The 26,588-nt window shown below is 64.8% G+C and carries 29 protein-coding genes; 10 read left to right on the top strand and 19 right to left on the bottom strand.

The features are described from left to right. The first annotated feature begins 2 nt into the window (after window positions 1–2). From pqqC to AC0GNR_RS16675, 7 genes are all read left to right on the top strand, one after another. Window positions 3–737, top strand: a complete 735-nt coding sequence (gene pqqC, locus AC0GNR_RS16705; RefSeq protein ID WP_472902029.1) for a pyrroloquinoline-quinone synthase PqqC — start codon at window positions 3–5, stop codon at window positions 735–737. Then, window positions 734–997: a pyrroloquinoline quinone biosynthesis peptide chaperone PqqD gene (gene pqqD / locus AC0GNR_RS16700; RefSeq protein ID WP_472902028.1), complete on the top strand. Its 264-nt coding sequence runs from the start codon at window positions 734–736 to the stop codon at window positions 995–997. Before pqqC ends, pqqD begins: the two co-directional genes overlap by 4 nt. Further along, complete coding sequence (pqqE, locus tag AC0GNR_RS16695) at window positions 981–2,117, top strand: pyrroloquinoline quinone biosynthesis protein PqqE (RefSeq protein ID WP_472902027.1); 1,137 nt, start codon at window positions 981–983, stop codon at window positions 2,115–2,117. Before pqqD ends, pqqE begins: the two co-directional genes overlap by 17 nt. A gap of 2 nt (window positions 2,118–2,119) precedes the next feature. Continuing rightward, window positions 2,120–2,899 (top strand): hypothetical protein, encoded by a 780-nt coding sequence (locus tag AC0GNR_RS16690; RefSeq protein ID WP_472902026.1) that lies wholly within the window; start codon window positions 2,120–2,122, stop codon window positions 2,897–2,899. After that, window positions 2,874–3,485, top strand: a complete 612-nt coding sequence (locus AC0GNR_RS16685; protein WP_472902025.1) for a hypothetical protein — start codon at window positions 2,874–2,876, stop codon at window positions 3,483–3,485. Before AC0GNR_RS16690 ends, AC0GNR_RS16685 begins: the two co-directional genes overlap by 26 nt. 18 nt (window positions 3,486–3,503) lie before the next feature. Further along, window positions 3,504–4,028: a hypothetical protein gene (locus AC0GNR_RS16680; RefSeq protein ID WP_472902024.1), complete on the top strand. Its 525-nt coding sequence runs from the start codon at window positions 3,504–3,506 to the stop codon at window positions 4,026–4,028. 146 nt (window positions 4,029–4,174) lie between these two features. Next, complete coding sequence (locus AC0GNR_RS16675) at window positions 4,175–4,783, top strand: hypothetical protein (RefSeq protein ID WP_472902023.1); 609 nt, start codon at window positions 4,175–4,177, stop codon at window positions 4,781–4,783. Window positions 4,784–4,816: 33 nt separating this feature from the next. On the opposite strand, the gene AC0GNR_RS16670 is transcribed toward AC0GNR_RS16675, so the two are convergent. The 9 genes from AC0GNR_RS16670 to AC0GNR_RS16630 form a co-directional block, all read right to left on the bottom strand. After that, a complete protein-coding gene (locus AC0GNR_RS16670) occupies window positions 4,817–5,656 on the bottom strand; it encodes a tetratricopeptide repeat protein (protein WP_472902022.1) in 840 nt (279 codons plus the stop codon). Window positions 5,657–5,690: 34 nt separating this feature from the next. After that, window positions 5,691–6,074, bottom strand: a complete 384-nt coding sequence (locus AC0GNR_RS16665; RefSeq protein WP_472902021.1) for a hypothetical protein — start codon at window positions 6,072–6,074, stop codon at window positions 5,691–5,693. Between the two features lie 158 nt (window positions 6,075–6,232). Beyond that, window positions 6,233–6,556 (bottom strand): c-type cytochrome, encoded by a 324-nt coding sequence (locus AC0GNR_RS16660; RefSeq protein WP_472902020.1) that lies wholly within the window; start codon window positions 6,554–6,556, stop codon window positions 6,233–6,235. A gap of 158 nt (window positions 6,557–6,714) precedes the next feature. After that, the gene (locus AC0GNR_RS16655; protein WP_472902019.1) at window positions 6,715–8,433 is read right to left on the bottom strand and encodes a PQQ-dependent methanol/ethanol family dehydrogenase; all 1,719 of its coding nucleotides are present in this window, start codon (window positions 8,431–8,433) and stop codon (window positions 6,715–6,717) included. Between the two features lie 319 nt (window positions 8,434–8,752). Next, a complete protein-coding gene (locus AC0GNR_RS16650; RefSeq protein WP_472902018.1) occupies window positions 8,753–9,745 on the bottom strand; it encodes a quinoprotein relay system zinc metallohydrolase 1 in 993 nt (330 codons plus the stop codon). Beyond that, entirely contained in the window at window positions 9,742–10,548 is an 807-nt protein-coding gene (locus AC0GNR_RS16645; RefSeq protein ID WP_472902017.1) for a quinoprotein dehydrogenase-associated SoxYZ-like carrier, read from the bottom strand. Before AC0GNR_RS16645 ends, AC0GNR_RS16650 begins: the two co-directional genes overlap by 4 nt. A 24-nt stretch (window positions 10,549–10,572) precedes the next feature. Next, window positions 10,573–11,391: an ABC transporter permease gene (locus tag AC0GNR_RS16640; protein ID WP_472902016.1), complete on the bottom strand. Its 819-nt coding sequence runs from the start codon at window positions 11,389–11,391 to the stop codon at window positions 10,573–10,575. Continuing rightward, window positions 11,373–12,572, bottom strand: coding sequence for a type 1 periplasmic-binding domain-containing protein (locus tag AC0GNR_RS16635; RefSeq protein ID WP_472902015.1), 1,200 nt, complete (start codon window positions 12,570–12,572; stop codon window positions 11,373–11,375). The genes AC0GNR_RS16640 and AC0GNR_RS16635 overlap by 19 nt, the downstream gene beginning before the upstream one ends. Then, window positions 12,569–13,570 (bottom strand): YVTN family beta-propeller repeat protein, encoded by a 1,002-nt coding sequence (locus AC0GNR_RS16630; RefSeq protein ID WP_472902014.1) that lies wholly within the window; start codon window positions 13,568–13,570, stop codon window positions 12,569–12,571. The genes AC0GNR_RS16635 and AC0GNR_RS16630 overlap by 4 nt, the downstream gene beginning before the upstream one ends. Before the next feature lie 406 nt (window positions 13,571–13,976). Here AC0GNR_RS16630 and AC0GNR_RS16625 point away from each other — a divergent pair, with 406 nt between their 5' ends. Further along, window positions 13,977–14,816, top strand: coding sequence for a tripartite tricarboxylate transporter substrate binding protein (locus AC0GNR_RS16625; RefSeq protein WP_472902013.1), 840 nt, complete (start codon window positions 13,977–13,979; stop codon window positions 14,814–14,816). A 35-nt stretch (window positions 14,817–14,851) separates the two neighbouring features. Continuing rightward, on the top strand, window positions 14,852–15,592 hold the full coding sequence (locus AC0GNR_RS16620; protein ID WP_472902012.1) for an ATP-binding cassette domain-containing protein: 741 nt from the start codon (window positions 14,852–14,854) through the stop codon (window positions 15,590–15,592). Window positions 15,593–15,598: 6 nt separating this feature from the next. Here the strand turns inward: AC0GNR_RS16620 and AC0GNR_RS16615 are convergent, their stop codons facing one another. The 7 genes from AC0GNR_RS16615 to AC0GNR_RS16585 all read right to left on the bottom strand — a co-directional run bounded on the left by AC0GNR_RS16615 (window position 15,599) and on the right by AC0GNR_RS16585 (window position 21,887). Continuing rightward, window positions 15,599–15,985: a DUF779 domain-containing protein gene (locus AC0GNR_RS16615; RefSeq protein WP_472902011.1), complete on the bottom strand. Its 387-nt coding sequence runs from the start codon at window positions 15,983–15,985 to the stop codon at window positions 15,599–15,601. 156 nt (window positions 15,986–16,141) lie between these two features. Continuing rightward, on the bottom strand, window positions 16,142–17,662 hold the full coding sequence (exaC, locus tag AC0GNR_RS16610; RefSeq protein ID WP_472902010.1) for an acetaldehyde dehydrogenase ExaC: 1,521 nt from the start codon (window positions 17,660–17,662) through the stop codon (window positions 16,142–16,144). 526 nt (window positions 17,663–18,188) lie between these two features. After that, window positions 18,189–18,752 carry a molybdopterin-dependent oxidoreductase gene (locus AC0GNR_RS16605; protein ID WP_472902009.1) on the bottom strand — a complete coding sequence of 188 codons (564 nt, stop codon included), beginning with the start codon at window positions 18,750–18,752 and terminating at the stop codon, window positions 18,189–18,191. Next, a complete protein-coding gene (locus tag AC0GNR_RS16600; protein WP_472902008.1) occupies window positions 18,733–19,527 on the bottom strand; it encodes a molybdate ABC transporter substrate-binding protein in 795 nt (264 codons plus the stop codon). Before AC0GNR_RS16600 ends, AC0GNR_RS16605 begins: the two co-directional genes overlap by 20 nt. After that, window positions 19,524–20,324 (bottom strand): ABC transporter substrate-binding protein, encoded by an 801-nt coding sequence (locus AC0GNR_RS16595; protein ID WP_472902043.1) that lies wholly within the window; start codon window positions 20,322–20,324, stop codon window positions 19,524–19,526. Before AC0GNR_RS16595 ends, AC0GNR_RS16600 begins: the two co-directional genes overlap by 4 nt. Window positions 20,325–20,374: 50 nt before the next feature. Next, a complete protein-coding gene (locus AC0GNR_RS16590) occupies window positions 20,375–21,154 on the bottom strand; it encodes an ATP-binding cassette domain-containing protein (protein ID WP_472902007.1) in 780 nt (259 codons plus the stop codon). Window positions 21,155–21,158: 4 nt separating this feature from the next. Further along, the gene (locus AC0GNR_RS16585) at window positions 21,159–21,887 is read right to left on the bottom strand and encodes an ABC transporter permease (RefSeq protein WP_472902006.1); all 729 of its coding nucleotides are present in this window, start codon (window positions 21,885–21,887) and stop codon (window positions 21,159–21,161) included. A gap of 116 nt (window positions 21,888–22,003) precedes the next feature. Between AC0GNR_RS16585 and AC0GNR_RS16580 the strand changes: the two genes are divergently transcribed. Then, on the top strand, window positions 22,004–23,149 hold the full coding sequence (locus AC0GNR_RS16580) for a substrate-binding domain-containing protein (RefSeq protein WP_472902005.1): 1,146 nt from the start codon (window positions 22,004–22,006) through the stop codon (window positions 23,147–23,149). 19 nt (window positions 23,150–23,168) lie between these two features. Here AC0GNR_RS16580 and AC0GNR_RS16575 read toward each other — a convergent pair whose 3' ends face one another. From AC0GNR_RS16575 to istA, 3 genes are all read right to left on the bottom strand, one after another. Next, on the bottom strand, window positions 23,169–23,849 hold the full coding sequence (locus AC0GNR_RS16575) for a DNA glycosylase AlkZ-like family protein (RefSeq protein ID WP_472902042.1): 681 nt from the start codon (window positions 23,847–23,849) through the stop codon (window positions 23,169–23,171). Window positions 23,850–23,928: 79 nt separating this feature from the next. Next, window positions 23,929–24,732 carry an IS21-like element helper ATPase IstB gene (istB, locus tag AC0GNR_RS16570; protein ID WP_472902004.1) on the bottom strand — a complete coding sequence of 268 codons (804 nt, stop codon included), beginning with the start codon at window positions 24,730–24,732 and terminating at the stop codon, window positions 23,929–23,931. A 48-nt stretch (window positions 24,733–24,780) separates the two neighbouring features. Then, window positions 24,781–26,304, bottom strand: a complete 1,524-nt coding sequence (gene istA, locus AC0GNR_RS16565) for an IS21 family transposase (RefSeq protein ID WP_305659843.1) — start codon at window positions 26,302–26,304, stop codon at window positions 24,781–24,783. Window positions 26,305–26,588: the final 284 nt, after the last annotated feature.

Raw genomic sequence — 26,588 nt, 5'->3', positions numbered from 1 at the left:
CCATGGAAATCGCACAAGCCATCCGCCCCGACAACCACCTGCCCGCCTGGAGCCCCGCTGAGTTTGAGGCACAGCTGCGCGACAAAGGCCGCAGCTACCACATCCACCACCCGTTCAATGTGCGCATGAACGCCGGCGGCTGCACGCCCGACGAACTGCGCTGCTGGGTGGCCAACCGGTTTTATTACCAAATCTGCATTCCTCGCAAAGACGCCGCCATCTTGGCCAACATGCCCGACCGCGCGCACCGCCGCCTGTGGGCCGAGCGCATTCTGGACCATGACGGCTACGGCGACTTTGAGGGCTCGGCCGCCGGCGGCATTGAAGCCTGGACGCGTCTGGGTGAGGCCGTGGGCATTTCGCGTGAAGAACTCTGGTCTTTGCAACACGTGGTGCCAGCGGTGCGCTTTGCGTGCGACGCTTATGTGAATTTCGCGGCCAAAGCGCCGTGGCAGGAAGCAGTCTGCTCGTCCCTCACCGAAATGTTCGCGCCGCAGATTCACAAAGACCGTCTGGCCACCTGGCCCACCCACTACGCCTGGATCGAGCCCAGCGGACTTGGTTATTTTCGAAGCCGCATCCCACTGGCCAGCCGCGACGTGGAACACGGCCTGCAAGTCACGCTCGCTCACTTCACCACCCGCGCCGCGCAGCACCGCGCCCTCGACATCTTGCAGTTCAAGCTGGACATTTTGTGGACCATGCTCGATGCCATTGAAAAGGCCAGCCATCAATGAGCACGCTGCCCGAACGCCCCAAGCTGTCGCGCCGCTTCCGGCTGCAGTTTGAGGAAACACAAAACCGCTGGGTGCTGCTTTACCCCGAAGGCATGGTGCAGCTCAACCCGAGCGCTGCGGAGATATTGATGCGCTGCGATGGTGAGCGAACCATTGGCGCCATCGTGCACGAACTTGAAGCCGCGTTCAACGCCCAAGGCATCGCGCCCGAGGTGAGCTCGCTCCTCGAAGAAGGACAGCGCCGTGGCTGGATTGACTGACCCCGCGATCGGGCAGCCCCTGTGGCTGCTGGCCGAGCTCACCTACCAGTGCCCGCTGCACTGCGTGTTTTGCTACAACCCCACGCAGCACGCCCGCGTCAAGAGCGAACTGAGCACCGAGCAATGGGTCGACGTGATGCAGCAGGCCCGCAAGCTGGGTGCGGCGCAGCTCGGGTTTTCGGGTGGTGAGCCGCTGCTGCGCGACGACCTGGAAGAGCTGGTGCAAGAAGCCCACCGCCTGGGTTACTACACCAACCTCATCACCTCCGGTGTGGGCCTCACGCCCACCCGTGCGCAAAAGCTCAAAGACGCCGGACTCGACCATGTGCAGCTTTCGTTCCAGGATTCCACCAAAGAGCTGAACGACTTCTTGAGCCACACCAAAACCTTTGAGCTCAAGCAGCGCGTGGCCAAGCTGATCAAGGCGCACGATTGGCCGATGGTGATGAACTGTGTGCTGCACCGGCACAACCTGCCGCACGTGGGCAAGATCATCGAAATGGCGGTGGCACTCGAAGCCGAATACCTGGAACTCGCCAACACGCAGTATTACGGCTGGGCCTGGGTCAACCGGGACCACCTCATGCCCACACTCGAGGCGCTGCAAGAAGCCGAAGCCGTGGTGAACCGCTTTCGCGCCGAGCAGGAAGGTCAGACCGGACCGAAAACCCGCGTGCTGTTTGTGGTGCCCGACTACTTTGAAGAGCGGCCCAAAGCCTGCATGAACGGCTGGGGCTCGGTGTTCCTGTCCATCGCACCCGACGGTCTGGCCATGCCCTGCCACAACGCGCGCGACCTGCCCGGCCTGCAACTGCCCAATGTGAAAGACACGCCCATCGCCGAGATCTGGCAGCGCAGCAACGCGTTCAACGCCTTCCGTGGCGACAGCTGGATGAAGGCGCCCTGCCGCACCTGCGATGAGCGCCACAAAGACTTTGGGGGCTGCCGCTGCCAGGCCTTTTTGATCACCGGCGACGCCACCGAGGCCGACCCGGTGTGCAGCAAGTCACCGCACCACGAAAAGGTGGTGCAGCTGGTGAAGCAGGCACCCACGCGGCGCAGCATCCCCATCGTGTTCCGCAGCGACGACGAATCGCGCCTGCTGCATCCCTCGAACTGAACATGCCCGCGACCACGCCCGCCAGCGCCCAGCACCACCGCATGCTTGGCGCCGCGCTGGCCAGCCGCATTCCTGGCGCAAGCCTGCGCCCGATGGCGCTGGAGCGCATGGAGTACGGCCTGTTCCTGCTCTGGCTGGCTTACATGGGCCTGCTCGTGTTTGGCGCCTGGCTGCTGTGGCAAGCGGGCGCCTGGCACCGCCTGGTGCAAGCCGACCCCACGGGGCTCACGGTGGCCATCGTGCTGCTCTTTGCGGGCTGCTCGGCCTGGGCTGGACGGCGCGCCTGGGTGCTGGGCCAGCAGCGCCTGCTGCTGGACGCCCAGCTTGCAGCACCGGCCACCGCGCCATCCAGCGGCTGGAGCGCTGAGTACCACCAGGGCTGCAGCCGGCCCGGCGCCGACCACACCATCTGGCTGCAGGTGCTGGGGGAGCGCGCCCACGGCCCACACGAAATGGCCTGGTGGCTCAACGGCATCCAGCTCAAGCTCGGGCTGCTGGGCAAGGTGATTGGCTTCTCCATCCTCGCTTTGCAACTTGGGCAAATGGACAGCTTCGACGCCAGCCAGTCGTCGCAATTGCTGAAGAACCTCACAGGCGGTCTGGGCATCGCGCTGCTCACCACCGTGACCGGCCTCACCGGCAACATCTTGCTCGGCCTGCAACTCATGCGGCTCGACCGCTTTGCCGATGCCCTCGTGGCCGACACGCTGTCCAACAGCCCCGCGCCCACGACCCACCCACCGCAGGAGTCCCCCGATGGCGATCGGTCGCTCGGCTCGTGACACCGAGACCGATCCGTTCTACGACATGTTGTTCAACATGTTGATCGCCTTCGTCTTCTGTTTTGTCATCGCCCTGCTCGCGTTCAACCCCACAGCCCGCAAGGCTGGCGATGTGCCGGCCAAGGCCGAATTCATCGTGACCATTTCCTGGCCCGACAACAACCCCAACGACGTCGACGCCTGGGTGCTGGAGCCCGGCGGCAAAACCTTGTGGTTCCGCCAGCGCGACGCAGGCATGCTGCATCTGGACCGCGACGACCGCGGCGCCAAGAACAGCAGTGTCGTTGTCGACGGTCGCCTCATCGAGAGCACCGTGCGCCAGGAAATCGTCACACTGCGCGGTTTGGTTCCGGGCGAGTATGTGGTCAACGCCCACTACTACGAAAGCAACGACAAAAGTCCCGTGGACGTCACCGCCACCATCATCAAGGTCAACCCCCAGGCGGAAATCGTCTTCACCGGCACACAGCGCCTGCCCTCACCGGGAGACGAGCGCACCATGGTTCGCTTCTCCATTGACGATGCAGGCCGCGTGACCGACCTCAACACCCGGCCGCTCGAGATCGTCCAGCGCGCAGGCCTTTGACCCTGAAAAGCCCACCCCATGATTCCTGCTGTTTCTTCCGAGCTGCTGTGGCTGGGGCTGGTGTACGCCCTGCTGGCTTTTTTGCTGCTGGTGCTGTGTCTGTCGACCCGCTGGCACTGGGGCGTCAAGGTGGCCATGGTGGTCCTGGTGAGCGGTTTTTACCCCTTGGGGCAGCAAACCCTGAAGGGTCTCTCGGGATGGCCATCCGAAGACCAACTCCCCGAGCGATTTCTGCTGCTCTCCGCTGTTTTTGATGAACCCAGCCCGGCGCGCGGCCATGCAGGCGCCATCCATATCTGGGTGCACCCCATGAAGGACAACCGGCCGGTGGAGATGCCCCGGGCTTTCCGCTTGCCCTACCAGAAAGACCTGCAAGGGATCTTGAACGATGGCCTGAAGAAGGCACGGGACGGCAACAGCCAGATGGGCTCCGTGGAGCCCGTGCGCGGTGCCCGCGGTTTGCCCTGGCTGCGCCCCGCAGGTAACGACCACCTGCAGATCAAGCTCAGCGACCTGCCGCGTGCGCAGTTGCCCGAAAAATGAAGGCAGCCCTTGCGCCGCCTGGCGCCTTCCCCCCGCCTAACGTTCAGCCTGAAGGGGGCCGCGTCTGCGGCCTCGCGCCAGCTTGGTTGGCGCTGGCCTTGCTTTCGGGGTGCGCCGACCCTGACAGGGGCAACGAATGGTTTCCGTTGCGTGAAGGCGATGAGCAGACCCTGGCGGTCACCTATGCGATGGACGAGCCGCGCGAGGCCGAGCAATGGACGCTGCGCGTGCAGGCGCACGCCACCTTCCAGGAACAGCCGGTGGCCGTGCGCCGCCACTCGGCTGGCATCAGCTACTTTTTATTGGCAGACACCAAGGGGATCCGTCGCGTGGCGACGCAGTCGGACCTCGACAACGATCCCACCGCAGACGCCGAGCCGGTTTGGGTGCTCAAGGCACCGTACCAGGTGGGCACAGAATGGACCACCCCCACCGTGCCCTACCTGCTCCAGCGCAAAAACGAGCATCCACGCGACCTCAAATACACCCACAAGGCACAGATGATCTGGCGCATCGAGGCGGTGGACGATGTGGTGAAGCTTGCCGACGGCAGCACGCTCAGCCCCTGCCTGCGTGTGAGGGGCGAGGCCCGCCTGAACCTCTACACCGACCCGGTGAACGGCTTCACCGACGTGCCACTGATCAGCCGCGAGTGGCATTGCAAAGGCTTGGGCTTGGTGAAACTGGAACGCGAAGAAAAAGTGCCCAGCGGCTTTTTGGTGGGTGGGGTGCTCCGCGCTGAATGGGCCAGGTAATGCGGCCCAGCGAACGTGGCGGGCCATGACACGTCAGCGCCCCGTTGACTGAGCCCCCGCGGTCGAGGCCAGCGCCGCCACCGCCGCCGGGTAATCTTGTGCAGCGGCGAGACGCAACCACGTGAGACTTTGCGCCAGATCGCGTTCGCGGCCGCGGCCGGTTCGGTGCATCACAGCCAGGGCATATTGCGCCTCTGCGTTGCCCGCCCGTGCGGCCTGCTCGAAGCGCAGGGCCGCTTCGGGCAAGCTGCGGTCGACTCCCCGACCGGCCTCGTACATCCAGGCCAGACGGGTCTGGGCGCGGCTATCGCCTGCTTCTGCGAGTTGGCGGTACAGACCGGCAGCCTCTGTGTGCTGCCCGCTGGCGCTGAGCCATTCGGCACGCTGGTAGGGGCCCAGCTTCTCTGGGGGCTGGCCCAGCGTGGCCAGCGTGCTCAGGGCATCCTTGTCGCCGCCCTGGGCTGCGAGCGTGAGGTAAACACGGGCTTTTTCTACATCGCGCGGGAGCTGCACCCCAGCGCTGTACAGCATGCCCAGCCGGTATTGGGCCTTGAAATTGCCCGCTTGAGCGGCGCTGGTGTACAGCGCCTCGGCCTTGCGCATGTTGCGCGGCTCGCCCAGACCATCTTCGGCCAGGATGGCCAGGTTGAACAGCGCATCGCCGTTGCCCACCTCGGCCAAGGTTTCCCACACCTCGCGAGCAAAGGCGTAGTTGGCCATTTTGAACTCGGCATAAGCTTTGTAGTTGCCCATGGCCGGGTTGCGCAACCAGTCGGCGCGGTCGCTGTCCTGCGCAAAAGCGCCCGTTGTGGCACTTGCCAGCAAAGCCGCCAAGGTCCAGGCCAGTTGCGTTGTGAACCGTGCAGGGTGCATGAGGGGTACCAGTGAAATGGGGCGTGCTGTCGGATCACTCGATCCGAAGCTCCTGCACCCAGCGTGCCCCGGGGGTGAAGTCGTCACGATCCATGGCGCCGAAAGGCGGCTGGTTGGGGTTTTCTGGCGGCGCACCGATGCGGTTGAGATCCACCGCCTGCGGCGTACCGACCAGGCCCGTCGGTGTCAGGCTGAACCTGAAGATCATGCCGTTCCAGAGCTTGGCGCCGAAGTCAGCGGGTTGCTTGTAGAAGAACAGCAGGCTGTGCTCCAGCCAGGCGAAGTTGGCGGCGCTCACAGTTCCTGGCTGCGGGTAGGGGTAAGGCACGAAACAGCTGATTTCCTGCGCGGCGGGCAGGCATTTGAATTCGCGCATGGAGAGAAAGTGGTCCCGCATCACCGTGTGGTCCATCTGCACACGAAACGCCGATTGACCGCCATCAAGCTTTGTGAAAGCAACCGTGCCAATGGGGGTTCGATTTCCGTCACGCGTCACGGCCACGAGGGATTTTTCTCCCACGGGCAGAACCGGCTGTGCCGCGGCAGTGCTCAGCGAGAGCGCAGCGGCCAGCGCGATCAGTGTTGGGCCGTCATGACCCATTGGGCCAGGGTCTTGATGTCGGCAGGGTTCATGCTCGGATGAGCCGGCATGGGGATGCGGCCCCATTTGCCCTTGCTGCCGTTCTGGATGGATTGGGCCAGCGAGGCCGCAGCGTCCTTGTCACCCTTGTACTTTTCAGCGATGGCGCTGAAGGACGGGCCCACAATTTTTTCCTTGGCCGAGTGGCAGGACATACAGCCGTTGTTCTTGGACAGTTCCACGGCTGCCGCTTCGTCCACCGCATGCGCGGCGCCCGCAGCGAGAAGCAAGCCCGCGGTGAAGATAGAAAAAGTACGCATATCAAAAACACCAAAGAGAGAATGAAAAAGGATGGGGGTCCTGTCGCTGCAAAAGATGCGAAGAGACCCCCAACCAGCCCGCACCAAGGATCCGGCCTGGCCGGTCCGAGGTGGGGCCCCCGCTCAAGGGGATGCCGCTGAGCGGCACAGGCTGCCGATCACTTCAGCAGTTTGAAGGTCCAGACGGAACCGCCCTGCTCCAGGAAGTTGACCTTCTTGGCCACCTCGCCACCCCACAGAGGCACAGCGCCACCCCAGCCAGAAACCACGCTGATGTATTGCTCGCCGTCCTGCATCCAGGTCACCGGCGGTGCCACGATGCCGGAGCCGGTCTGGAACTGCCACAGGATCTTGCCGGTTTTGGCATCGGCGGCTTTCAGGTAGCCCTCGGGCGTGCCCCAGACCACCATGTCACCCACCGTCAGCACCCCACCCCAGAGCGGCGCCTCGTTCTTCACTTCCCATTCGACCTTGCCAGACTTGGGGTTGATCGCACGGAGTGAGCCGATGTAGTCGTCGTACAGCGGTTTGATGGTGAAACCAGCGCCCAGGTAGGCGGCACCCTTCTTGTAGGTGACCGGCTCGTTCCAGATCTCCATGCCCCACTCGTTGGTCGGCACGTAGAACAGACCCGTCTTGGGGCTGTAAGCCATGGGCATCTGGTTTTTGCCACCCAGGAACGCAGGGGCAGCAAACACCGACTTGCCTTTGTTGCCATCACCACCCGTACCTGCCGGGTCACCTGGCCGGTTTTCTGGCACAAAGTTGGGACGCCCGGTCTTGAGGTCAATGCCGGTTGCCCAGGTGGTTTTGGTCACAAATGGGAAGGCGTTGACCAGCTTGCCGGTAGCGGCATCGTTCACATAGAAGTAGCCGTTGCGGTCCGCCTTGGCGCCCACGCGCTTGCCATCCATGTCAAAGGTGATGAACTCGTTGGTGCCGTCAAAATCCCACCCGTCGTTGGGCGTACCTTGGTAGTGCCACACGATCTTGCCCGTCTTGGGGTCGATCGCCACGGTCGACGCAGAGTAGAGGTTGTCACCCTTGCGCAGGTGGCTGTTCCAAGGGCCAGGGTTCCCGGTGCCGAAATAGGCCAGACCGGTCTTGGGATCGTAGCTGCCACCCATCCAGGTGGCCGCACCGCCAGTTTTCCACATCTCGCCAGGCCAAGTGGCGTTGGTGGTGCCGGAAATTCCGTTTTCCTTGCCGTCCTTGAAACCCATGTGGCCTTCGACCACCGGGCGCACCCAGACCATTTTGCCGGTCTTCGGATCGCGCGCTTCGACGCGACCGATCACACCGAACTCACCGCCCGAGACGCCCGTCATGAGCAGACCTTCGGCGATCAGCGGTGCAGCGGTGTAGCTGTAGCCCGCGCTGTAGTCGTCGATGCGCTCACGCCACACCACACGGCCGGTGTCCTGGTCCAGCGCCACCAACTGGGCGTCCAGCGTGCCGAAGATGACCAGGTTGTCGTACAGGGCAGCACCGCGGTTGATCACGTCGCAGCAAGGCATGATGCCTTCGGGCAGACGGTGCTCGTACTTCCAGAGCTTCTTGCCGGTCTTGGAGTCGAGCGCAAAGATGCGCGAATACGACCCGGTGACAAACATCTTGCCTTTGTGAATCAGCGGCTGTGACTGTTGGCCGCGCTGCTTCTCACCGCCAAAAGACATCGACCAGGTGGGCACCAAACGGTTGATGTTGCGGGCGTTGATGTCGGTCAATGGCGAGTGGCGCTGCAGCTGGGTGCCCAGGCCATTGCTCAGCACGCTGTCGGTCGTCTTGGCATCGTCGGCGATCATGGCGTCGGTCACCTGCGCACTGACGTGGGCGGTGGCGGCCAGGATCAAAAGACTCAGTAGTTTGCGTTTCATTGTGTTGTCTCCTGCTCATTCACGAGGTTGATGACTGAAGCCGAGCGCGATGCCCGGCCGGTGGCGAACTTCCCAGGCCTCCAGCTCCCAGGTTGCACACCCTTCTTGCGCAACATCTGTGCCAGGCTTTCCGGTGACACTTTTGCCTGGAGACCGAGCCTTGAGCCCGGGAGGACGGGCGCAATTGCCCCAGCCTGCACAGCTCTCAAGCTTCAATGGCGGTGACACTGCTCAAAAATGGCGCAGTGCCGGTGTATCGCTTGTGACACCTGGCAGACGCCCGCTGGCACGGCACCACCGGAGGCAGCTGCCGTGCGGGTCAGCGCCCTGCCAAGGCCCGCTGCTCGAAGCCGGGGTACCACTGCATCAGCGTTCGGTGCAACTCCACAGGCTGCGCCGCCCAACCCGCGAAACGTGGCGGGACCGGCAGGGCCAGCACCTCCAACAGATCCAGGCCACCCTCCGCCTGGGTCTTCATGTGGGCGGTGAGCCAGTCGATCCAGTCGCGCGTCTGGGCCAGGCCGCGACGGCCCTCGTGCACCGGCCCGTGGCTGGGTACAACCACGCGAAACCCGCCAGTGGCAAGCAGGCCTTCGAGACGGTTCAAACTGGCCTGCCAGGCCCCAAAGTCGGCATGCGGCGTGGTCGGCACACGGTCGGCAAACACCAGCCCACCGGCAAACAACACGCCCGTGCTGTGGTCGAGCAGCACAAGGTCATCTGCCGTGTGGCCCGAAAGCCGGACCAGTTCCAACCGGTGCTGCCCCAGCGTGCGCACCCCAGGCGCCAGCGCTTGCGCCGCAGGCGTTGACTCGGTCTGCTTCATCCAGTCACCGCAAAGCCGGTAGAGGTTGTCGGCGTAAGCGGCTCCCTCGGCCTGCATGCCGGCAATACTCCCGGGCAGCGCCTGCACAGGCCGGTTGGCCCAGGCCTGGTTACCGAAAAAATAGTCCGGGTGCAGGTTGAGGTTGAGCACCTGCACCACCGTTTCCCGGGTGGTGCGTTCAATCAGCTTTCGCTGCTGTTCGCCATACAGCCGTGACGGACCGGTATTGACCACCACAACCCCCGCACCGGTGGCGATGAAGGCGGTGTTGATGATATTGCAGCCATTTTGTCGATTGAAGTCGTCCACTGCGCCTTCAATCACCCAGGTGCGTGGCGCGATCTGGCGCGCCTGCAGGTCGTAGTCGAGCTTGGCCATATCGGGCCTCGGTACGTGCGCCGGTGCTGCCGGCACCGGCTGCGCCTGCAGGGGTGGAACCACCAGCCAGGCTGCGGCGGCAAAGCCTGCGAGCAACACGCCCTTCATGACAGCAGCTCCACGTTGATGCGGTTGCCGTTGTTGTCGCGTCCGACCAGCCGCAGATGGCCCACGCCCTGGAGTGGCATTTCAAACGTGATGACGGGGTTTTCTGACACCGGCTCGTGCAGGCCCAGCCTCCACCAGGCCTGCCCGGTTGCGTCCTGCAACTCCAGATGCTCCAGATGAAACGCAGGGATACCCGCCACCAGACCGGTGTCCATCGGGTGCATCACCCGCAGCCGCAAGCGCCTGCTGCCTTCGAGCACGTTGTTGAAGAAACGCGCCTGCACCTGGTTGAGTGTCTGGCTCCAGCTGCCATCGGCCCGGGTGGCGCCGGGCACCGTGCAACCGCCACCGGCGGCCTGAACCCAGGTGCCGCCCACATGCCACTGGCCATCGGCGGTTTGCACCAGGGCGCGCACCGGCGAAGCCTGCTCCAGCCGCAGCCTGAACGCCAGCACCGGCAGGGACCGCAAAGGCGCGAAGTCCAGCACCTCGCGCACGGGGTTGCGATCGGCCACCACGAGCATGCGCCGAATACCCCCGCCGCTGCCCGCCAGTGCCCGGGCATCGACCAGGATCGGCACATTCATGGCGTCGTCGGCAAAGGCCGGCCCCTTGACCACCACCTGGTCAGAGAAGCGCATCGGCGCCTCGCCCAGAAAGTGCCGCCGCAAGCCGGGCCATTGCATCGACCCCAGCGGATCACCGCCTGTGTGGTCCTCGGCCGCTCGCAGGCCCCGTGACGACAACAGGCCTGCACCCAGTCCCCACCCGAGTAACTGGCGCCGTTGCACAAGCTTGATCATGGTTTTGTCTCCTGTCGTTGGGAATCAGGCTGCGCCGCGCTGGCGGATCCAGCCGCGCTGCGGGTCATAGCCCCAGAGTGCCAGCACAAAAAACACGGTGGTGCAGCCCAGCATCACCGCCCAGGCCAGCGTGCTCACCTGACCGTGCAAAGCAAACCGGATCGCTTCCACCCCATGGCTGAACGGGTTGATTTGCGCCGCCCCATGCAGCCACCAGGCGCCCGACTCTTCAAGCTTCCACAAAGGGTACAGCGCCGGGCTGATAAAGAACATCGGGAAGATCACGAAATTCATCGTGCCGGCAAAATTTTCGAGCTGACGCACATAGACCGACAGCACCAGCCCCAAAGCAGCCAACATGGCCGCACAGCAAGCCATGGTCAGCAGCACCAAGGGCAAATTCCACGGCAGCACGTCCACACCGAAAAGCCAGGCAATAAACAAAAACACCGCCATCTGCAGCAGCGACAGGAAGGTACCCGCCAGCAGCTTGAACGCCAACAACCAGCCCCGTGGCAACGGTGCGGTCAGCAGCAGGCGCATGACCCCCATCTCCCGGTCGTAGACCATCGAGAGCGAGCTCTGCATGCCGTTGAACAGGGCGATCATGCCCAGCAACCCCGGCAGCATGTATTCCTTGTATTCAATGTACGTTTCATAGGGCGGCTGCACGGCCACCCCGAACACGTTGTGAAACCCTGCCGCAAACACCACAAACCACAGCAAGGGCCGCACCAACGCCGAGCCCAGCCGTGAGGGCTGGCGCAAAAAGCGGGACACCTCGCGCCCGACCACGGCGCGCAGGGCCCGCAACAGGTGAAGTCCTATGGTCGGTTTCTGCATGCGCTCTCCGCGCGGTCCACACCCAGCGTGTCCAGGGTTTCGGTGGGGTGCAGCACACCGTCCATCGGTGCCATGGCGAGCACGCCATCGCCGTGGGTCAGAAACACGGGCTGGCGCAACTGCCCATCCCACGGCCGGAAGCTCAAAGCCTTGCCCTTGAAGCCGTCCAGCGTGACCGCCCCGCTGCGCAAGGCCTGCAGCTGCGCCGCCACCCCACCTTTGGGCTGGGCCAGTACCGCAGCGGCAATGGCACGACCGGCCATCCAGGCGGCCCAGTCGTGCCCGTGCATCGCACGCTGCGTCTGGCGCAAGAAACGCCGGGTGAGCTGGGGCGCACCATAGCGCTCCCACTGCGGGTGCCAGGCCAGGGGCACCAGCCCGGCGGCACCGGCCACGGGCCGCGGCCACTGCGTGGCGTAGGGCACGGTGCGCGCAAATTCGCCGTCGCTGTCCACCACCACCACCACCTCATGCTGCCGCTCCCCGGTCAGCAGGCGCAGGTTGCCCAGGTCCTTTTCGCGCGGATCGCCGCTGATCTTGAACGGCCGCTCTTGCACGATCTGGACACCAAAGCGCTTGGCTGAACGCCGAAAGGCCTCCAGTTGCACGGCGTCTTCTTCCAGCGGCCCGTGCAGCACCAGCACCTTGGTCCAGCGGCGCGAAGCCAGGTACTGCGTCATGGCATCACCGGTCATGGCGCGGCTGGGATAGGTGTGCAGCAGGTGGGGTTGGCAGTCTGCGCCGCGCAGGGTGTCCGCGTCCTGCGAAGCGTTGAACACCAGCGCACCGCCCAGCGCTTTCGGCGCCTGGGCTGCCAGTTCGCGCAGCAGCGGCACGGGCAGATCGGCTACCACGTGCTTGACCTTGGCCGCCTTCATCTGGTCCAGCAGCCTCGCGATGCCTTGCGCCCCGTCCAGTTTGAACTCCTTGACATCCAGCGCCAAATTCTGGGTCCCAAGCTCGTAGGCCGAGTCTGACGCACCGAGGCGAACGCCCTCAATGGTCGGCGACGTGGGATGCCCTGGATAAGCGCGCTCGGCCCGGCGTGGGGCGTGCCGGGGGTCGCGCTCCAGCGACACCACCGCCACCGGCACTTGCGCAGTCGCCCAAACCTGCACCGCCGGCCAGATGCTGGCCAACGAAAGGCTGGCCGACAGCACCCAACGGCGCCCGGCCTTCATCGGCTTACCAGCACCGAGTGCGGCACGCGACCCACAGAGACCGTGCGCACGGGCTTGGCCTTGGTGCCCGATACATCGACGAGCGTCATGTCATCGGACAAGCCGTTGGCCACGTACAGGGTCTTGCCGTCCGGGCTCAGGTCCAGCCCCCAGGCGCGCTGACCCGCCAGCACCATCTGCTTGACTTGCCGCGTCGCCACGTCGACCTCGGCCACATGGTTGGCGCGACCCAGGGCCACCCACATGCTCTTGCCATCCAGGCTGGAGACCAGGCCCACCGGCATCACGTCGGCATCGCGGAAACCCTTCACCTTGAACACCACCGTGTGCTTGACCGTGTGGCTGGCCAAATCGATGACGCTCACCGAGTTGCTCAGCTCGTCACTCACCCACAGCTCGCTGCCGTTGGCCGCCGGCATGAAGCGGCGAGGCCGCTTGCCGACCTTGATGTCCTTGACCACCTTGCGGCTTTTCAGGTCGATCAGGTGCACCACGTTCGCCACCTCGGACGTGACATAGGCGTACTTGTTGTCCTTCGTGACATAGATGCCCTCCGGCTCGCCGCCGGTGGCCACCGTGAACAGCTCCTTGCCGGTGGCCATGTCGTAGGCCGCCATCACGTTGGCGTCCTCGATGGATACGTACACGGTGCTCTGGTCGCTGTTGAAATCGAAGATTTCAGGGCTCTCGCCCAGCTCCATGGTGCGCACCATCTTCTGCGTGGCCATGTCGATCACACCCAGCTCGTTGCTGTTGCCGCAACACACGTACATGGTTTTTTTGTCCAGGCTCAACACCATGTGGCGAGGCCGTTCACAGGTGTCGATGGCACCCAACCGGTCGCCCTTGGCGTTGAACATGTAGATTTTTTTGTCCTTCTCGCTGGACACGTACACCGTGCTGCCCGGCTGCGCCTGGACACCCAGGGCAAGACCAGCCAGCAGCAACGACGCCACCAGGCGGCCAACAGACGGTGCAGCGCGTTTCGAAAAGTTCATTGTGTGTCTCCTGAGGTTAGATCGATGTTGTTGCTCACCCCCCATTCAATTGGGGGGCGAGAGCATTGACAGCAAATTCGGTGCCACCTGGATGGGAACGCTTCTTGCAGGTTTTCCCATGCAACCACGGGCTTTATCCACCCTACCCTTCCTCAAACCCGGCCTGTTCCGCAGGCTATCAGCGCCCAGCGGCCGCTGGACCCTTTTCTGAATCAGTATGCAACACAGCGACCGCGCCACACCGCTCCGAAATGACACAGAGGAAACCCGTACGTCTCGCCGCGCTGTGCTGGCGGGAGGGCTGTTGGTTGCGCTGCAGATGCCTGCGGCACACGCTCGTACGCCCGCTTGGCCCGAACGACCGCTGCAACTGATCGTGCCTTGGCCGGCGGGTGGCGCCACCGACATGACCCTGCGCCTTCTGTGTGAAGAGGCGCAGCCCCTGCTGGGCCAACCCATCGTGGTCATCAACCGGCCCGGCGCGGCCGGCACCTTGGTGGCGCAGGTGCTCAACATGGCCCCACCCGACGGCTACACCATCGGCCAGGTGCCCATCACCGTGTACCGCCATGCGCTCATGAACCACGTGCCCTGGAACCCCCTGACCGACCTCAGCCCCATCGTGCAGGTGTCGGGCGTCACCTTTGGCGTGCTGGTGCCCGACGGCAGCCCCTGGAAAAGCCTGAACGATCTGGTGGCCTGGGCGCAGCAGCACCCTGGCGAATTGATTCTGGGCTCCACCGGCATTGGCACCACGGCCCACCTGGCCATGGAAGAAATTTTGCTGCAGCACCAGGTGCGCTATGTGCACGTGCCCTACAAAGGCACCGCCGACCAGATGCTGGCCGTGGCCGCCGGGCAGCTCATGGCCGGGGTCAACTCCACCGGGTTTGCGCCCTGGGTGGAGCGCGGCCAGATTCGCCTGCTCGCCACCTTCAGTGCGCAGCGCAGCCCGCGCTGGCCCGCTGTGCCCACCTTCCGTGAGCTCGGGTACGAACACGCGGTGTACACATCGCCCTGGGGTCTGGCCGCCCCAAACGGCACGCCCGAGGCGGTGGTGCAACGGCTGCACGACGCGTTTCGCCAGGCCATGTTCAGCGACCGGCACCAGCAGGCGCTGGCACGCTACGATCAGCAACTGGACTACCTGAACACGGCCGACTACCGCCTGGCCGTGCAAGCCACGGTGGATCGCGAGCGGCGCCTGCTCAAACGCATGAACCTGCTGGCCAAGCCCATCAGCTGACCGCTGCGCACACCGAACCCACAAGTTTGAAACCCATGACGGAACACCTTCTGCTGAGCGCCCAGGGCCTGCACAAAGCCTATGCCGGCAAGCCCGCGCTCAAAGGGGTCAGCGTGGCACTGCACCCAGGCGAGATGCTGGCCCTGCTGGGCCCCAACGGTGCGGGCAAGTCCACGCTGCTGCAACTGCTCACCGGCCTCTTCAGCCCCGACCAGGGCAGCATCACCGTGATGGGCCACGACATGCACCGCCAGCCCAGTCACGCACTGGCTTCGCTGGGTGTGGTGTTTCAGCAGAGCGCGCTCGACATGGACCTGAGCGTGTTGGCCAACCTGCTGTTTCACACCGACCTGCACGGCATGCCGCGCGCCGTGGCCCGCCAGCGGATTGCCGCCGGGCTGGATGACATGGGCCTGGGCGATCAGGCTGGCGCGGTGGTGCGCAGCCTTTCAGGCGGCACGCGACGCAAAGTCGAGCTGGTGCGCGCCTTGCTGCACCAGCCGCAGGTGCTGCTGATGGACGAGGCCACCGTAGGCCTGGACCCGGCCTCGCGCCAGCACCTGCTGGACACCGTGCGTGGCCTGTGCCAAACGCGCGGCATGGCGGTGATGTGGGCCACCCACCTGATTGAAGAAGCCAAGGTGACCGACCGCCTGATGCTGCTGCACCAGGGCTCGGTGCGTTTTGACGGCAGCATCGACGCTTTCATGCAGGCCGCGCAGAGCGAAGACTTCCAGGCCGAAGTGCTGCGGCAGCTGGAAAAAACCACGCTTTGACCCGGCTCAGAGGCTGGCCTTTGCGGCGGCTTCCTCGGCATCCAGCTCGTCCATCTCGCTCTCGCTGAACACACGCGAGCGCGTGTGAAACGCCTTACCCTCCGGCCCTTCGAGCGAGAAGGTGCCGCCGTGGCCGTCAATCACGTCGATGATGAGCTGCGTGTGCCGCCAATACTGATACTGCGCCTTGCCAATGTAGAACGCGCAGCCACCGATGTGGCCCAGGTACACATCGCCTGCACCCATGGTGATCTCGCCGGGCAGGTAGCAGTTGGCCGCGCTGTTGTCGCAGCAGCCGCCGCTCTGGTGAAACATCAGCTCAGGGCCGTGCTTGGTCTTGAGGAACGCGATGAGTTCGACCGCGGCCGGGGTGGCAATGACTTTTTCAACCATGACGGTCTCCTTGTTCTTCAACGGAAAACGCCAGAACGAAAATTCCGTTCCGGCGCGAAGTGTCTCAACCCAGAACGCAGCGGCACCGGCTGTGCCGGGCCGTCAGCATTGCCCCCTTGAGGGGGTGACGCGCCGCAGGCGCGGCGCGGGGGTGGGTCAAAAGAAGCCCAGCTTGTTTTCCGAGTACGAAACCAGCAAGTTCTTGGTCTGCTGGTAGTGGCCCAGCATGGCCTTGTGGTTTTCGCGGCCCAGGCCCGATTCCTTGTAGCCACCGAAGGCGGCGTGGGCCGGGTAGGCGTGGTAGCAGTTGGTCCACACACGCCCCGCCTTGATGGCGCGGCCCATGCGGTATGCCACGTTGCCGTTGCGGCTCCACACGCCGGCACCCAGGCCATACAGCGTGTCGTTGGCCATTTCCAGCGCCTCGGCTTCGTCCTTGAACGTGGTCACGGCCAGCACGGGGCCGAAGATTTCTTCCTGGAAGATGCGCATCTTGTTGTGGCCTTTGAACAGCGTGGGCTGCACGTAGTAGCCACCGTCCAGATCGCCACCGATCTTGGCCTGCTCACCACCAATCAGCACCTCGGCGCCTTCGGCTTTGCCCAGCTCCAGGTAGCTCAAAATCTTGGTCAGCTGCTCTTTGGAGGCCTGCGCACCCATCATGGTGTCGGTGTCCAGCGGGCTGCCCATCTTGATGGCGGCCACGCGCTTGAGCACGCGCTCCATGAACTTGTCGTAAATGCTTTCCTGGATCAGGGCGCGGCTCGGGCAGGTGCAGACCTCACCCTGGTTGAACGCGAACAGCACCAGGCCTTCGATCGCCTTGTCGAGGAACGAATCGTCTTTGTCCATGATGTCGGCAAAGAAGATGTTGGGGCTCTTGCCACCCAGTTCCAGCGTGGCCGGAATCAGGTTGTTGGCGGCGGCCTGGGCGATCACGCGGCCGGTGGTGGTGGAGCCGGTGAAGGCAATCTTGGCGATGCGCTTGGAAGTCGCCAGCGGCATGCCGGCTTCACGGCCGTAACCGTTGACGATGTTCAGCACGCCCGGGGGCAGCAGGTCGGCGATCAGCTCGATCAGGATCAGCAGGCTGATGGGGGTGGACTCGGCGGGCTTCAAGACAATGCAATTGCCAGCGGCCAGGGCCGGCGGAATCTTCCAGGCGGCCATGAGGATCGGGAAGTTCCAGGGAATGATCTGGCCGACAACGCCCAGGGGTTCCTTGAAGTGGTAGGCCACGGTGTTGCCGTCGATTTCGCTCATGGAACCTTCTTCGGCGCGCAGGCAGCCGGCGAAGTAGCGGAAGTGGTCCACGGCGAGCGGGATGTCGGCGTTCAGCGTCTCGCGGATCGGCTTGCCGTTGTCCACGGTTTCGGCGTAGGCCAGCAACTCGAGGTTGGCTTCCAGGCGGTCGGCGATCTTCAGCAGGATGTTGGAACGCGTGGTCACGTCGGTCTTGCCCCAGGCATCAGCCGCAGCGTGGGCGGCGTCCAGCGCCAGGTCGATGTCTTCGGCGGTGGAGCGTGCGGCTTGCGTGTAGACCTTGCCGTTGACGGGCGATATCACGTCAAAGTACTGACCCTTGACCGGGGCCACCCACTGGCCGCCGATGAAGTTGTTGTATTGGGCTTTGTAGGCGATCTTGGCGCCGGGGGTGCCGGGTGCTGCGTAAAGCATGTGTGTCTTCCTCTGAAAATGGGTGTGGAACTTGAATAGGCCTTGACGGCAACAACACATGCTCAAGTTCCATGCCACGCCAGAAACACCGTCATAGCTGCATTTTTTGCTCTTTATTTTGATGGTTTCCGGGGCAATGTGTCACACAGCACGACACCTGTGCCACAGGCTGTTCAAGTCTGGTACGGAAGTCGATTGCATAGGTTCACCACGCGTTGAACGGCCCTCATCAGCCGGCCAGCGCAACCAGCAAGGCCGCAGCAGGTGCATGCACTGCCGCTGCATCACCCGAGTCACGTGGCCGCCGCGCGATGTGAGCCTAGGAGCCTGAGCACCCCAACGGTTGTTGTCTCGGACGGCGGACCGGGGCCGATGCGGGTGCAGCTGGGCGACACGGCGGCGTAAACGGGACTGCGCCCGCGCATCGGCGGCCCGCCCGGCACGCGGCCGGGCCTATCGAACGTTACAGGGTTGAGACTCTTGACAAGCAGAACCAGGGCGAGGCATTGGCTGCGCCCAGACGCGCTCAGTCGCCGACCAGCAGCACCTCGATGCGCTCCAGCCAGCGCACATGACGGGGCCCCGAGCGGGTGTCTTGCAGGGAACGCAGCGCCGGCAAGCCATCGGCGCCGATGAGGTCGCGCCCGTCCTGCGAGCGCACAAGGATCACACCGTCACCGAGCGCGCTGTTGTACAGCTCGCCCCACGAGAAGCTGACGCGGTAGCCGTCACGCGCCGTCAGCAGCACCACGGCACGGCGTACCGCTTGGCGGTCGGGCGAAAGGCCGGCACGGTCGATCAGATCGCGCAACGGAAAGCCCTGGTAACGCACGACAAGCTTGACCGTGCGACCGTCTTGCTGCACCTCACGCGATTCAGCGAAGTCGCGCCAGGGCAGCGCCTCCAGCTGCTCGCGGTTGAGCGCCAGCGGCGTCTGCACCGCCCCAGCCACACGCACCAGGTGCACAGCAGGGTCTGGCGCCTGTGCCAGGGCCCGCGGCGTGCTGGCCCAAAACGCCAGCGCCAGCGAAGCGCCGATGCCGAAGATCCGCCGGTGCATCAAGTCACCCTCAAGGCGCACCGAAGCCATGGCGTGCCAGGATGGCCTGAGCGGGTGGTGCCAGCAGCGCCTTGGCAAACGCTGCAGCCGGCGCCGGTGCACCCTGGCGCACCGTCAGACCGTAGGCAGCGCCCACCTGCAGTGCGGGCGGTACCTGCACCACCTGCAACGCGCTCACCTGCTGGCGCGCAGCCACGGCGTTGGTGCAGTAAGTAAGGAACACATCGGCCTGGCCTTGTTCCATCACCCAGGCATACAGGTTGCGGCCAGCGGGCGCGGCGGGCGAGGCGGGCCCGCCGGTGAGCTGCAGGGCCTTGGCGGTGAGCCGGGTCTGGCTACCTGGAACCACGGTCTCAGCCTTCTGAAAAAGAGCCAGCGCGTAGTCGCCCGACGGGTCGGCCTTGGGCGTGGACATGCCCAGCTTCACATCGGGCCGAAGCAGCGTCTGCAGCAGGTTGGCCGTGTTGACCGCCAGCGCAGGCTGAACCAGCGCGCACAGGCTGTTGCGCACAAACACCGTCTGCGGCGCCCAGCCACCCCCATCGGCCAGACGCTGGGGATGCTGGGTGTCGGCAGAAGCAAACACCTGGGCGCCCTCGCCGTTTTCGATACGCTCGCGCAGCAGGCCCGACGGCCCGAAGGTCAGCGCGACCTGTTGCCCGGTGCGGGCCTCGTGGTCGCGCGCCACTTCGGTGAGCGCGTCGCGCAGGCTGCCTGCGGCGTAGACCACCACCGGGCCCGTCGCTGGGATTGGCGATGCGCAGCCGGTCAGCACCGCCGTCAAGGCCAGAGCGGCGAACTTCATTTCGTGGCGTTCGGGAAGAACAGCTGTTCGCCGCCGATCTTGTAGCCGGCAATCACGGCTTGGCCAGCGGGGCCAGTCACCCAGTCCACAAACTTCTGACCTTCAGCGGTTTTCACCTGGGGGTGCTTGGCCGCACTCACCAGCATCACGCCGTACTGGTTGAACAGGCGCTTGTCACCCTCGACCAGCACAGTCAGGTCGGCGCGGTTCTTGAAATTGAGCCAGGTGCCCCGGTCGGCCAGCACATAAGCGCCGCTGCTGGAGCCGATGTTGAGCGCCGGGCCCATGCCGCAACCACACTCTTTGTAGCCGGTGCCCTTGTTGGCGTCGGTGTCGGTCATTTTCCAGAAGCGCAGCTCGGCCGCGTGGGTGCCGCTCTTGTCACCGCGCGAGATGAAGGGCGCGTTGGCAGTGGCCACTTTTTTCAGCGCAACCACGATGTCGTTGCCCTTGGTGCCTGCCGGGTCGGCCTTGGGGCCGATGAGCACAAAGTCGTTGTACATCACCTCCTGGCGCTTGGCGGCGAAACCGTCGGCCACATACTTTTCTTCGGCCACTTTGTCGTGCACGAACAGCACGTCGGCGTCGCCGCGGCGCGCCATGTCAATCGCCTGGCCAGTGCCCAGAGCGACCACCTTCACGTCGATGCCGCTGGCCTTCTTGAACTCGGGCAGCAGGTAGCTGAACAGGCCCGATTGTTCGGTGGACGTGGTGGACGCCACGACGATGCTGCTCTGAGCGAACGCGGCCGCGTTGCCCAGCAGTCCGGCCGTGACCAAACCGGCGGCCGCCAGCATGCGAACAGTGATACGGCGGTTTAGCGGGCGGTTCAGTGGTTGGGGCGTGTTCATGTGGTTTCTCCTTTGACGAACAGTTGGGCCTGGGGGCTGTGCGCCTCCAGGTGGGTTGGGTTGAAAAAATCGTTGACGGGCAAGTCGGCCAATACCCGGCCGCGCTCCAGGTAAATCACCCGGCTGGCCAGGCGCTTCACCTGGCCCAGGTTGTGGCTGCTGAAGACCAGCGTGGGCGGGCGGTGGCCGGGCGCCGGGGCGGCGGTGGTGAATTCCGCAATGAGCGCCTCCACCTCGCGTTTGGCGTGCGGGTCCAGGCTGGCGGTGGGCTCGTCGAGCAGCCACACGTCAGGGCGCAAGGCCCAGGCCCTTGCCAGGGCCAGGCGCTGTTGTTGCCCGCCCGACAGCGCCCGGGCGTTGCGCCCAGCCAGATCCAGCATGCCGACCCGAGCCAGTGCCAACGGCGCCCGCTCCCGGGCTTGCGCCCAAGGCACACCCTGCAGCCACAGGCCCAGCGCAATGTTTTTCTGCGCGCTCAGCCGCAGCATGTGCGGGCGCTGAAACAGCATGGCCTCGCGTTGGTGGGCGGGTTTGCTCAGCGTGCCAGCTTGGGCGCGCTGCAGGCCGTGCAGCGTGCGTAGCAAGGTACTTTTGCCACTGCCGTTGGCACCCACCAGCGCCACGCGCTCACCACTGGCAATCTGCAGCGTCACAGCGCTCAGCGCAGCCAGCCGGCTGGCGGGGCCCAGGCGCACCTCCACGTCACGCAAGTCAAAACAAGCGGGTGCTTGCACGTTCAAGGCTGGCCAAGGGGCCACATGGGGCAAGCCGCTCATGGGTTCACGCCACAGCCAAGGCCATGCCCACGCCATCGGCCCGCTCGCGCCAGCGGCGCAGCAGGGCCACCAGCGCATTGAGCAACAGCACCACGCTCAGCAACACCAGGCCCAAGCCCAGCGCCAGGGGCAGGTCGCCCTTGCTGGTTTCCAGCGCAATGGCGGTGGTCATCACGCGGGTGAATCCTTCGATGTTGCCACCCACAATCATCACGGCGCCCACCTCGGACACCGCGCGCCCAAAAGCCGTGATCAGCACGGTGAGCAGCGCGTAGCGCTCGTCCCAGGCCAGCAACAGGCTGCGCAAGGCCGTGCCCGCGCCGAGCGACTGCAGCTGCTCGCCATGGCTGCGCTCGGCGTCTTCCACCACCTGACGGGTGAGCGCGGTCACCAACGGCAGCACCAGCACCGCCTGTGCCAGCACCATGGCCTGAAAGCTGAACAGCCAGCCCAGAAAACCCAGCGGGCCAGAGCGCGACAGCAGCAAATAGATCACCAGCCCGACCACCACCGACGGCACGGCCAGAAAGGTGTTGAGCAGCGTGAGCACCACACCGCGCCCGGCAAAGCGCGCCGCAGCCAGCCAGGCGCCCAGCACCAGACCGATGCCGCACGCCAGCGCGCAGGCTGTGGCGCTGACCGCAAGCGAGCGCAGCACCACCGTCCAGAGCCCGGCGTCGCCCGACAAAACCAGTTGCAGCGCCGTGGCGATGCTGTCAGAAAACGTATTCATGTTGCGCTGCAGCTTAGCGGGCTGGGTCGGGCTTGAGAGTACGTAGTGACGCGGTATGAAGCGCCGAACATAGGCCCTGAGCGGCGCGCCACGGCCCTTGAGGCACACTGGCGGCCATGAGAAAGATCGAGTTGTCTTATCGGATTGCCGAACGGATCACGGAGCGCGCCGACGAAGCCATCGGCAGCGTGCCCGCCTCGGCGCACGCCATGCTTCGCAACCCCATGATGGACGTGTTGCACGCGGTGCGCGAGCGCGGTTCGATCTCGGCTGCGGCGAGGCAACTCGGTTTTTCTTACCGCCACGTGTGGGGCCAGCTCAAGCAATGGGAGGCCGAGCTCGGCCAGGAGCTGATCGTCTGGGAACGCGGCCAGGCGGCGCTGCTGAGCCCGTTTGGCGAGCGCCTGCTGATGGCCGAACGGCTCGCCCAGGCCAGGCTGGGGCCGCAAATGGAGAGCCTGCGCGCCGAGCTGGAGCGGGCGTTTGCGCTGGCGTTCGAGCCCGACAGCACGCAAGCAGGGGCCGAGGTGCTGACGCTGTACGCCAGCCACGACCACGCCCTGAACGCCTTGCAGGACATGGCCCGTCAAGGCTTGGACGGCTCGGGGCTGCACCTGGACATCCGCTATTGCGGCAGCGTGGACGCCATCCGCGCGCTGAACGAAGGGCGCTGCGTGCTGGCCGGCTTTCACACCCAGCCGTTTGCCGACGCCAACAGCCTGAGCGCCCGCACCTACCGCCCCTTGCTCAAGCCCGGCACGCACAAGATCATTGGGTTTGCACGCCGCGTGCAAGGCCTCATGGTGGCGCAGGGCAACCCGCTCAAGCTGCATGACATGGCCGACGTGGCCCGGCTGCAGGCCCGCTTTGTCAACCGGGCCAAGGGCACCGGCACACGGCTGCTGCTGGATGAACTGATGGCCCAGGCCGGCCTGGACCCGATCGACATCACCGGGTTTGACACCGTGGAAAGCTCACACGCCGCAGTGGCCCAAGCCGTGGCAAGTGGCCACGCCGACGTGGGGCTGGGCACCGAATACGCCGCCCGCAACCAAGGGCTGGGTTTTGTGCCGCTGACCGACGAACGCTACCTGCTGGTGTGCCTGAAGGCCGCACTGGAAACACCCGGCGTGCAGCGCCTGCTGGCCCTGCTGAGCAGCCCGAAGTGGCAGGCCACACTCAACGCCCTGCCCGGCTACGCCAGCGACCACAGCGGCGAAGTGGCTGCCATGAAGCGGCTGCTGCCCTGGTGGAAGGCCTGAACCGTCCGGGTTTGCCCGTCTAACTTGCATCACCCGGCTGCACGTCAAGAAACAGCGCCATCGCTGCCAGCTCGGTGGCCAACGCCGCATGGAAATGTGCCTCTTGCGGTGGCTGGCCGCTGACATAGCCCACATCGGCACGAAGGCGTCCATTACTCGTGGACAGATTGCCCCAGCCCACCACCTGATCGCGCCAGAGCAAAGGCATGGCGTAGTAGCCGCGCAAGCGTTTGGCCGGGGGCGTGTAAGCCTCAAAGCGGTAGGCCCAGCCCCACAGGCGCTCAAACCTTGGGCGGTCCCAGACCACGGGGTCAAACGGCGTGAGCAGGCGCACCTGATCCGGCGCTTTCCATCGGCGCGAGCAAGGGTCTTCGCCCACAGGCCACAACCACACAGCGCCTTCAACCTGCGCCTGGGGCAGGCGCTGCACGGCGCGCTGCAGCGCGGCGGGCAACAGGCTCTGCCACCGCGGCACCGCATGCTTGAGCATGGCCACCAGTTGCCGCAGGCTGGGCAGGGGCAAGGGCGCGTAGAGGCAGGTCAACGCGTCCACCAAGCTGTCCAGCACCGCGGGCACGTCTTCGGGCTCAAGCTGCGGCGTTTGCGCAGCGTAGAGGCGAATCCCGTTCACCTGCGTATTTCGGCGAATGTGACCGGTCATTTCGGCGAATGTGACCGGTGGGCTGAGGGGTGATTTCAGCGCTGTTTCGGTAACGTGACCGCCCGTTTCGGCGATCGTGACCGCCGTGATGCTGGCGGTGCTGCGTAGAGGGTTGAGTTTACGGTTTTGGAGAGGCTGTCAGGTTTTCATGGAGGTCCTTGATAGTCGTTTTTGAAACGGTTGCAGCGCGCGCCGTACGGCCCGTTCGCCGCGACTCGCCGTCCAGGCTGAAGCGCCGGCAACTCTGCAGCAACCGGTCGAGGATGGCGTCGGCAACGGTGGGGTCGCCCAGCCAAGCGTGCCAGTGCTCGATGGGCAGTTGGTGGGCGATGATGGTGGCGCGCTGACCCACCCGGTCATCAATGACCTCCAGCAAATCGGCTCGCGTGGCGGCATCGAGATTGCCGATGCCCCAGTCGTCCAAAATAAGCACGTCGATCTTGGCAAGTTGCTGCAACCAGCGTCGGAAGCTGCCGGCACCATGCAAGATGCGCAGCTCTTCTGCTAGCCGAGGCACGCGCAAGTACAGCGCCGAGCGACCCTGGCGACACGCATACTGGGCCAGCGCACACGCCAGCCAGGTCTTGCCCAAACCGGTCGCACCAGCCAGGGTCACGGTCTCGCCGCGCTCAATCCAGGTGGACAGCGCAAGGCCCATGAGGGCTGGGCGGTCCAGCCCCCGGATGCCTTCGAAGCTGGCGTCCTCCAAGGTGGCCGAAGGGTACTTGAGTTGCGCCTGTTGCAGCAGGCGAACCCGCTTGCGGTCACCCCGGGCGTAGACCTCTCGCTCGACCAGCAAGGCCAGGCGCTCATCGAAGGACAGGTTCAGGCAATCGGCCTGTTCGTGCTGTTGTTGTAAGGCATCGGCGAAGCCCACGAGTTTGAGGGAGCGCAGCTGGGCGATGGTGGTGTTGTTGAGCATGGGAGTGTTCGGATTTGGTTGTTGGTTCGAGTAGTTCAAGGCAGGGCGTCACTGGTAATAGCCCGGGCCGCGCAGGTTCGCGTGCGCCGGGCTGGTCCAATCCGACTCGGCCTGTGGCGTGATCTGGTCACGGTTGTTGGCCAGCAAGTCACGCACATGGCTGTAGCGCAATGTGCCCAGAGCCAGCGCCCGTTCGCAGGCGGCCTCCAGCCGCCCTGGGCCGTATCGCTTGGACAGGCTCAACAAGCCCAGGCAAGACCGATAACCATGCTCAGGATGTTTGTAGGTTTGCAGCAGGCGGGTGATCAACTCGCCGCAGGCCACGCCGATGCGCTGGCCCCATTCGATCAGGCGCTGTGGCGTCCACTCCATGTGGGCGCGGTGCGCCGCAGGCATGTGTGCCTCCACCGTGGTGAAGCCCCCACGCTTGTCGCTGCGCGCGTGGGCGGCCACGCGTTGGCCGCGCAGGAGCAACTCGATGCCGTAGCCGGTCATGCGTGCCTCCAGCTTCTGCCCGACCAGCGGGTGCGGTGCGCTGTACCGATGGCCGTCGATCTCGACGTGGTAGTCGATGTGTACCCGCACGGTCTTGAAGCGCGCGAGCTCATAGGGTTGCTGCGGCAGCGGCATCAGGGCTGGGGCGTCCAGCTCGGCAAACACGCTGGCGCGGCTGCCCGGCAACTTCTGAAAGGGGCGCTCGTTCAGGCTGGGTAGTAATTGCGCAATGGCCGTATCCACCTGGGCGACGCTGTCAAAACGCTGGTGGCGCAGCCGCGCCAGGATCCAGCGTGTGACGACCTGAACCGAGCTCTCGGCCGTGGCCTTGTCGCGTGGCGTGCGTGGGCGCGCAGGCAATACCGAAGTGCCGTAGTAACGGGCCAGGTCCTGCACCGTCTCGTTGGCACGTGGCTCATAGCGGTCCGGGGTGGCGATCACGGCACGGGCGTTGTCAGGCACGATGAGCTGCGGCACACCCCCGTAGAAGTGCAGAGCGCGCACCATGCCCTGGACCCAGTCATCCAGGCGCTGCGCGGGCGTGGCGCAGGCGAAGACGCAACTGGAGGCGGCCATGGCCGAGACAAAGACCTGGGCGCGCGCGCCATCGCGCAAGGGCACCGTGGAGCCCGCGAAGTCGATGAACAGCTTCTCGCCGGCACGCCGGTGCTGGCGCATCGAGCGCTTGAGGGTTTGGGCGAAGGCCTTGTAGTGACCGCAGAACTGGGTGTAGCGCCAAGTACGTCCATGGGGATGTGCTTCCACGTACTCCTGCCAAAGCAGCATGAGCGTGACCCCCTTGCGGTCGAGTTCGCGGTGGATTCGGCCCCAGTCGGGGGTGATGTAGGGCTGCGAGGTGTTCGCTTTGGGCAGCAAGGTGGAGGTCAGTCGCTGCTCGCTCCAGTCCTGGACAGTCTCCCAATCCAGACCGGCGGCATGGGCCAGGCCAACATACTTGGTCACGGCCCCTTTGGAGATGTTGAGGGTGGATGCGATCTGCTCGTGCGAGAGGTCGGCCTGCCACTTCAGGCGGATAACGTCTTTGATCATGCGTAGAGAAATTCGAGGTTTGGGCATCTGGCTCCTGATGGCAAAAGCCGTCGAGGTTAGGACGCCCGGTTGAGTTCTCTACGCAGCACCGCCGGCAACAGACCCCCACCAAAATGGGGACTGAAACGGCGGTCACGATGACCGAAATGATCGGTCATGATGCCGAAACGGCCGGTCACGATGAGCCGAAAAGGAACGCGGTCACGATGGACCGAAATCCTCGGTCACGATGCCGAAATCACCGGTCACGTTGGTCCGAAATCCTCGGTCACGATGCCGAAATCACCGGTCACGTTGGTCCGAAATACCCA

This window comes from Hydrogenophaga sp. LT287 (assembly GCF_055702805.1).
Note: the sequence above shows the minus strand (reverse complement) of the source record. Positions and strands in the feature narration are given on the sequence as shown.

Coding starts and splice junctions, on each gene's coding strand:
- pqqC (WP_472902029.1), top strand. CDS start 3: ATGGAAATCGCACAAGCCATCCGCCCCGACAACCACCTGCCCGCCTGG.
- pqqD (WP_472902028.1), top strand. CDS start 734: ATGAGCACGCTGCCCGAACGCCCCAAGCTGTCGCGCCGCTTCCGGCTG.
- AC0GNR_RS16690 (WP_472902026.1), top strand. CDS start 2,120: ATGCCCGCGACCACGCCCGCCAGCGCCCAGCACCACCGCATGCTTGGC.
- AC0GNR_RS16685 (WP_472902025.1), top strand. CDS start 2,874: ATGGCGATCGGTCGCTCGGCTCGTGACACCGAGACCGATCCGTTCTAC.
- AC0GNR_RS16680 (WP_472902024.1), top strand. CDS start 3,504: ATGATTCCTGCTGTTTCTTCCGAGCTGCTGTGGCTGGGGCTGGTGTAC.
- AC0GNR_RS16670 (WP_472902022.1), bottom strand. CDS start 5,656: ATGCACCCTGCACGGTTCACAACGCAACTGGCCTGGACCTTGGCGGCT.
- AC0GNR_RS16660 (WP_472902020.1), bottom strand. CDS start 6,556: ATGCGTACTTTTTCTATCTTCACCGCGGGCTTGCTTCTCGCTGCGGGC.
- AC0GNR_RS16655 (WP_472902019.1), bottom strand. CDS start 8,433: ATGAAACGCAAACTACTGAGTCTTTTGATCCTGGCCGCCACCGCCCAC.
- AC0GNR_RS16650 (WP_472902018.1), bottom strand. CDS start 9,745: ATGAAGGGCGTGTTGCTCGCAGGCTTTGCCGCCGCAGCCTGGCTGGTG.
- AC0GNR_RS16645 (WP_472902017.1), bottom strand. CDS start 10,548: ATGATCAAGCTTGTGCAACGGCGCCAGTTACTCGGGTGGGGACTGGGT.
- AC0GNR_RS16640 (WP_472902016.1), bottom strand. CDS start 11,391: ATGCAGAAACCGACCATAGGACTTCACCTGTTGCGGGCCCTGCGCGCC.
- AC0GNR_RS16635 (WP_472902015.1), bottom strand. CDS start 12,572: ATGAAGGCCGGGCGCCGTTGGGTGCTGTCGGCCAGCCTTTCGTTGGCC.
- AC0GNR_RS16630 (WP_472902014.1), bottom strand. CDS start 13,570: ATGAACTTTTCGAAACGCGCTGCACCGTCTGTTGGCCGCCTGGTGGCG.
- AC0GNR_RS16625 (WP_472902013.1), top strand. CDS start 13,977: ATGACCCTGCGCCTTCTGTGTGAAGAGGCGCAGCCCCTGCTGGGCCAA.
- AC0GNR_RS16620 (WP_472902012.1), top strand. CDS start 14,852: ATGACGGAACACCTTCTGCTGAGCGCCCAGGGCCTGCACAAAGCCTAT.
- AC0GNR_RS16615 (WP_472902011.1), bottom strand. CDS start 15,985: ATGGTTGAAAAAGTCATTGCCACCCCGGCCGCGGTCGAACTCATCGCG.
- exaC (WP_472902010.1), bottom strand. CDS start 17,662: ATGCTTTACGCAGCACCCGGCACCCCCGGCGCCAAGATCGCCTACAAA.
- AC0GNR_RS16605 (WP_472902009.1), bottom strand. CDS start 18,752: ATGGCTTCGGTGCGCCTTGAGGGTGACTTGATGCACCGGCGGATCTTC.
- AC0GNR_RS16600 (WP_472902008.1), bottom strand. CDS start 19,527: ATGAAGTTCGCCGCTCTGGCCTTGACGGCGGTGCTGACCGGCTGCGCA.
- AC0GNR_RS16595 (WP_472902043.1), bottom strand. CDS start 20,324: ATGCTGGCGGCCGCCGGTTTGGTCACGGCCGGACTGCTGGGCAACGCG.
- AC0GNR_RS16590 (WP_472902007.1), bottom strand. CDS start 21,154: ATGAGCGGCTTGCCCCATGTGGCCCCTTGGCCAGCCTTGAACGTGCAA.
- AC0GNR_RS16585 (WP_472902006.1), bottom strand. CDS start 21,887: ATGAATACGTTTTCTGACAGCATCGCCACGGCGCTGCAACTGGTTTTG.
- AC0GNR_RS16580 (WP_472902005.1), top strand. CDS start 22,004: ATGAGAAAGATCGAGTTGTCTTATCGGATTGCCGAACGGATCACGGAG.
- istB (WP_472902004.1), bottom strand. CDS start 24,732: ATGCTCAACAACACCACCATCGCCCAGCTGCGCTCCCTCAAACTCGTG.
- istA (WP_305659843.1), bottom strand. CDS start 26,304: ATGCCCAAACCTCGAATTTCTCTACGCATGATCAAAGACGTTATCCGC.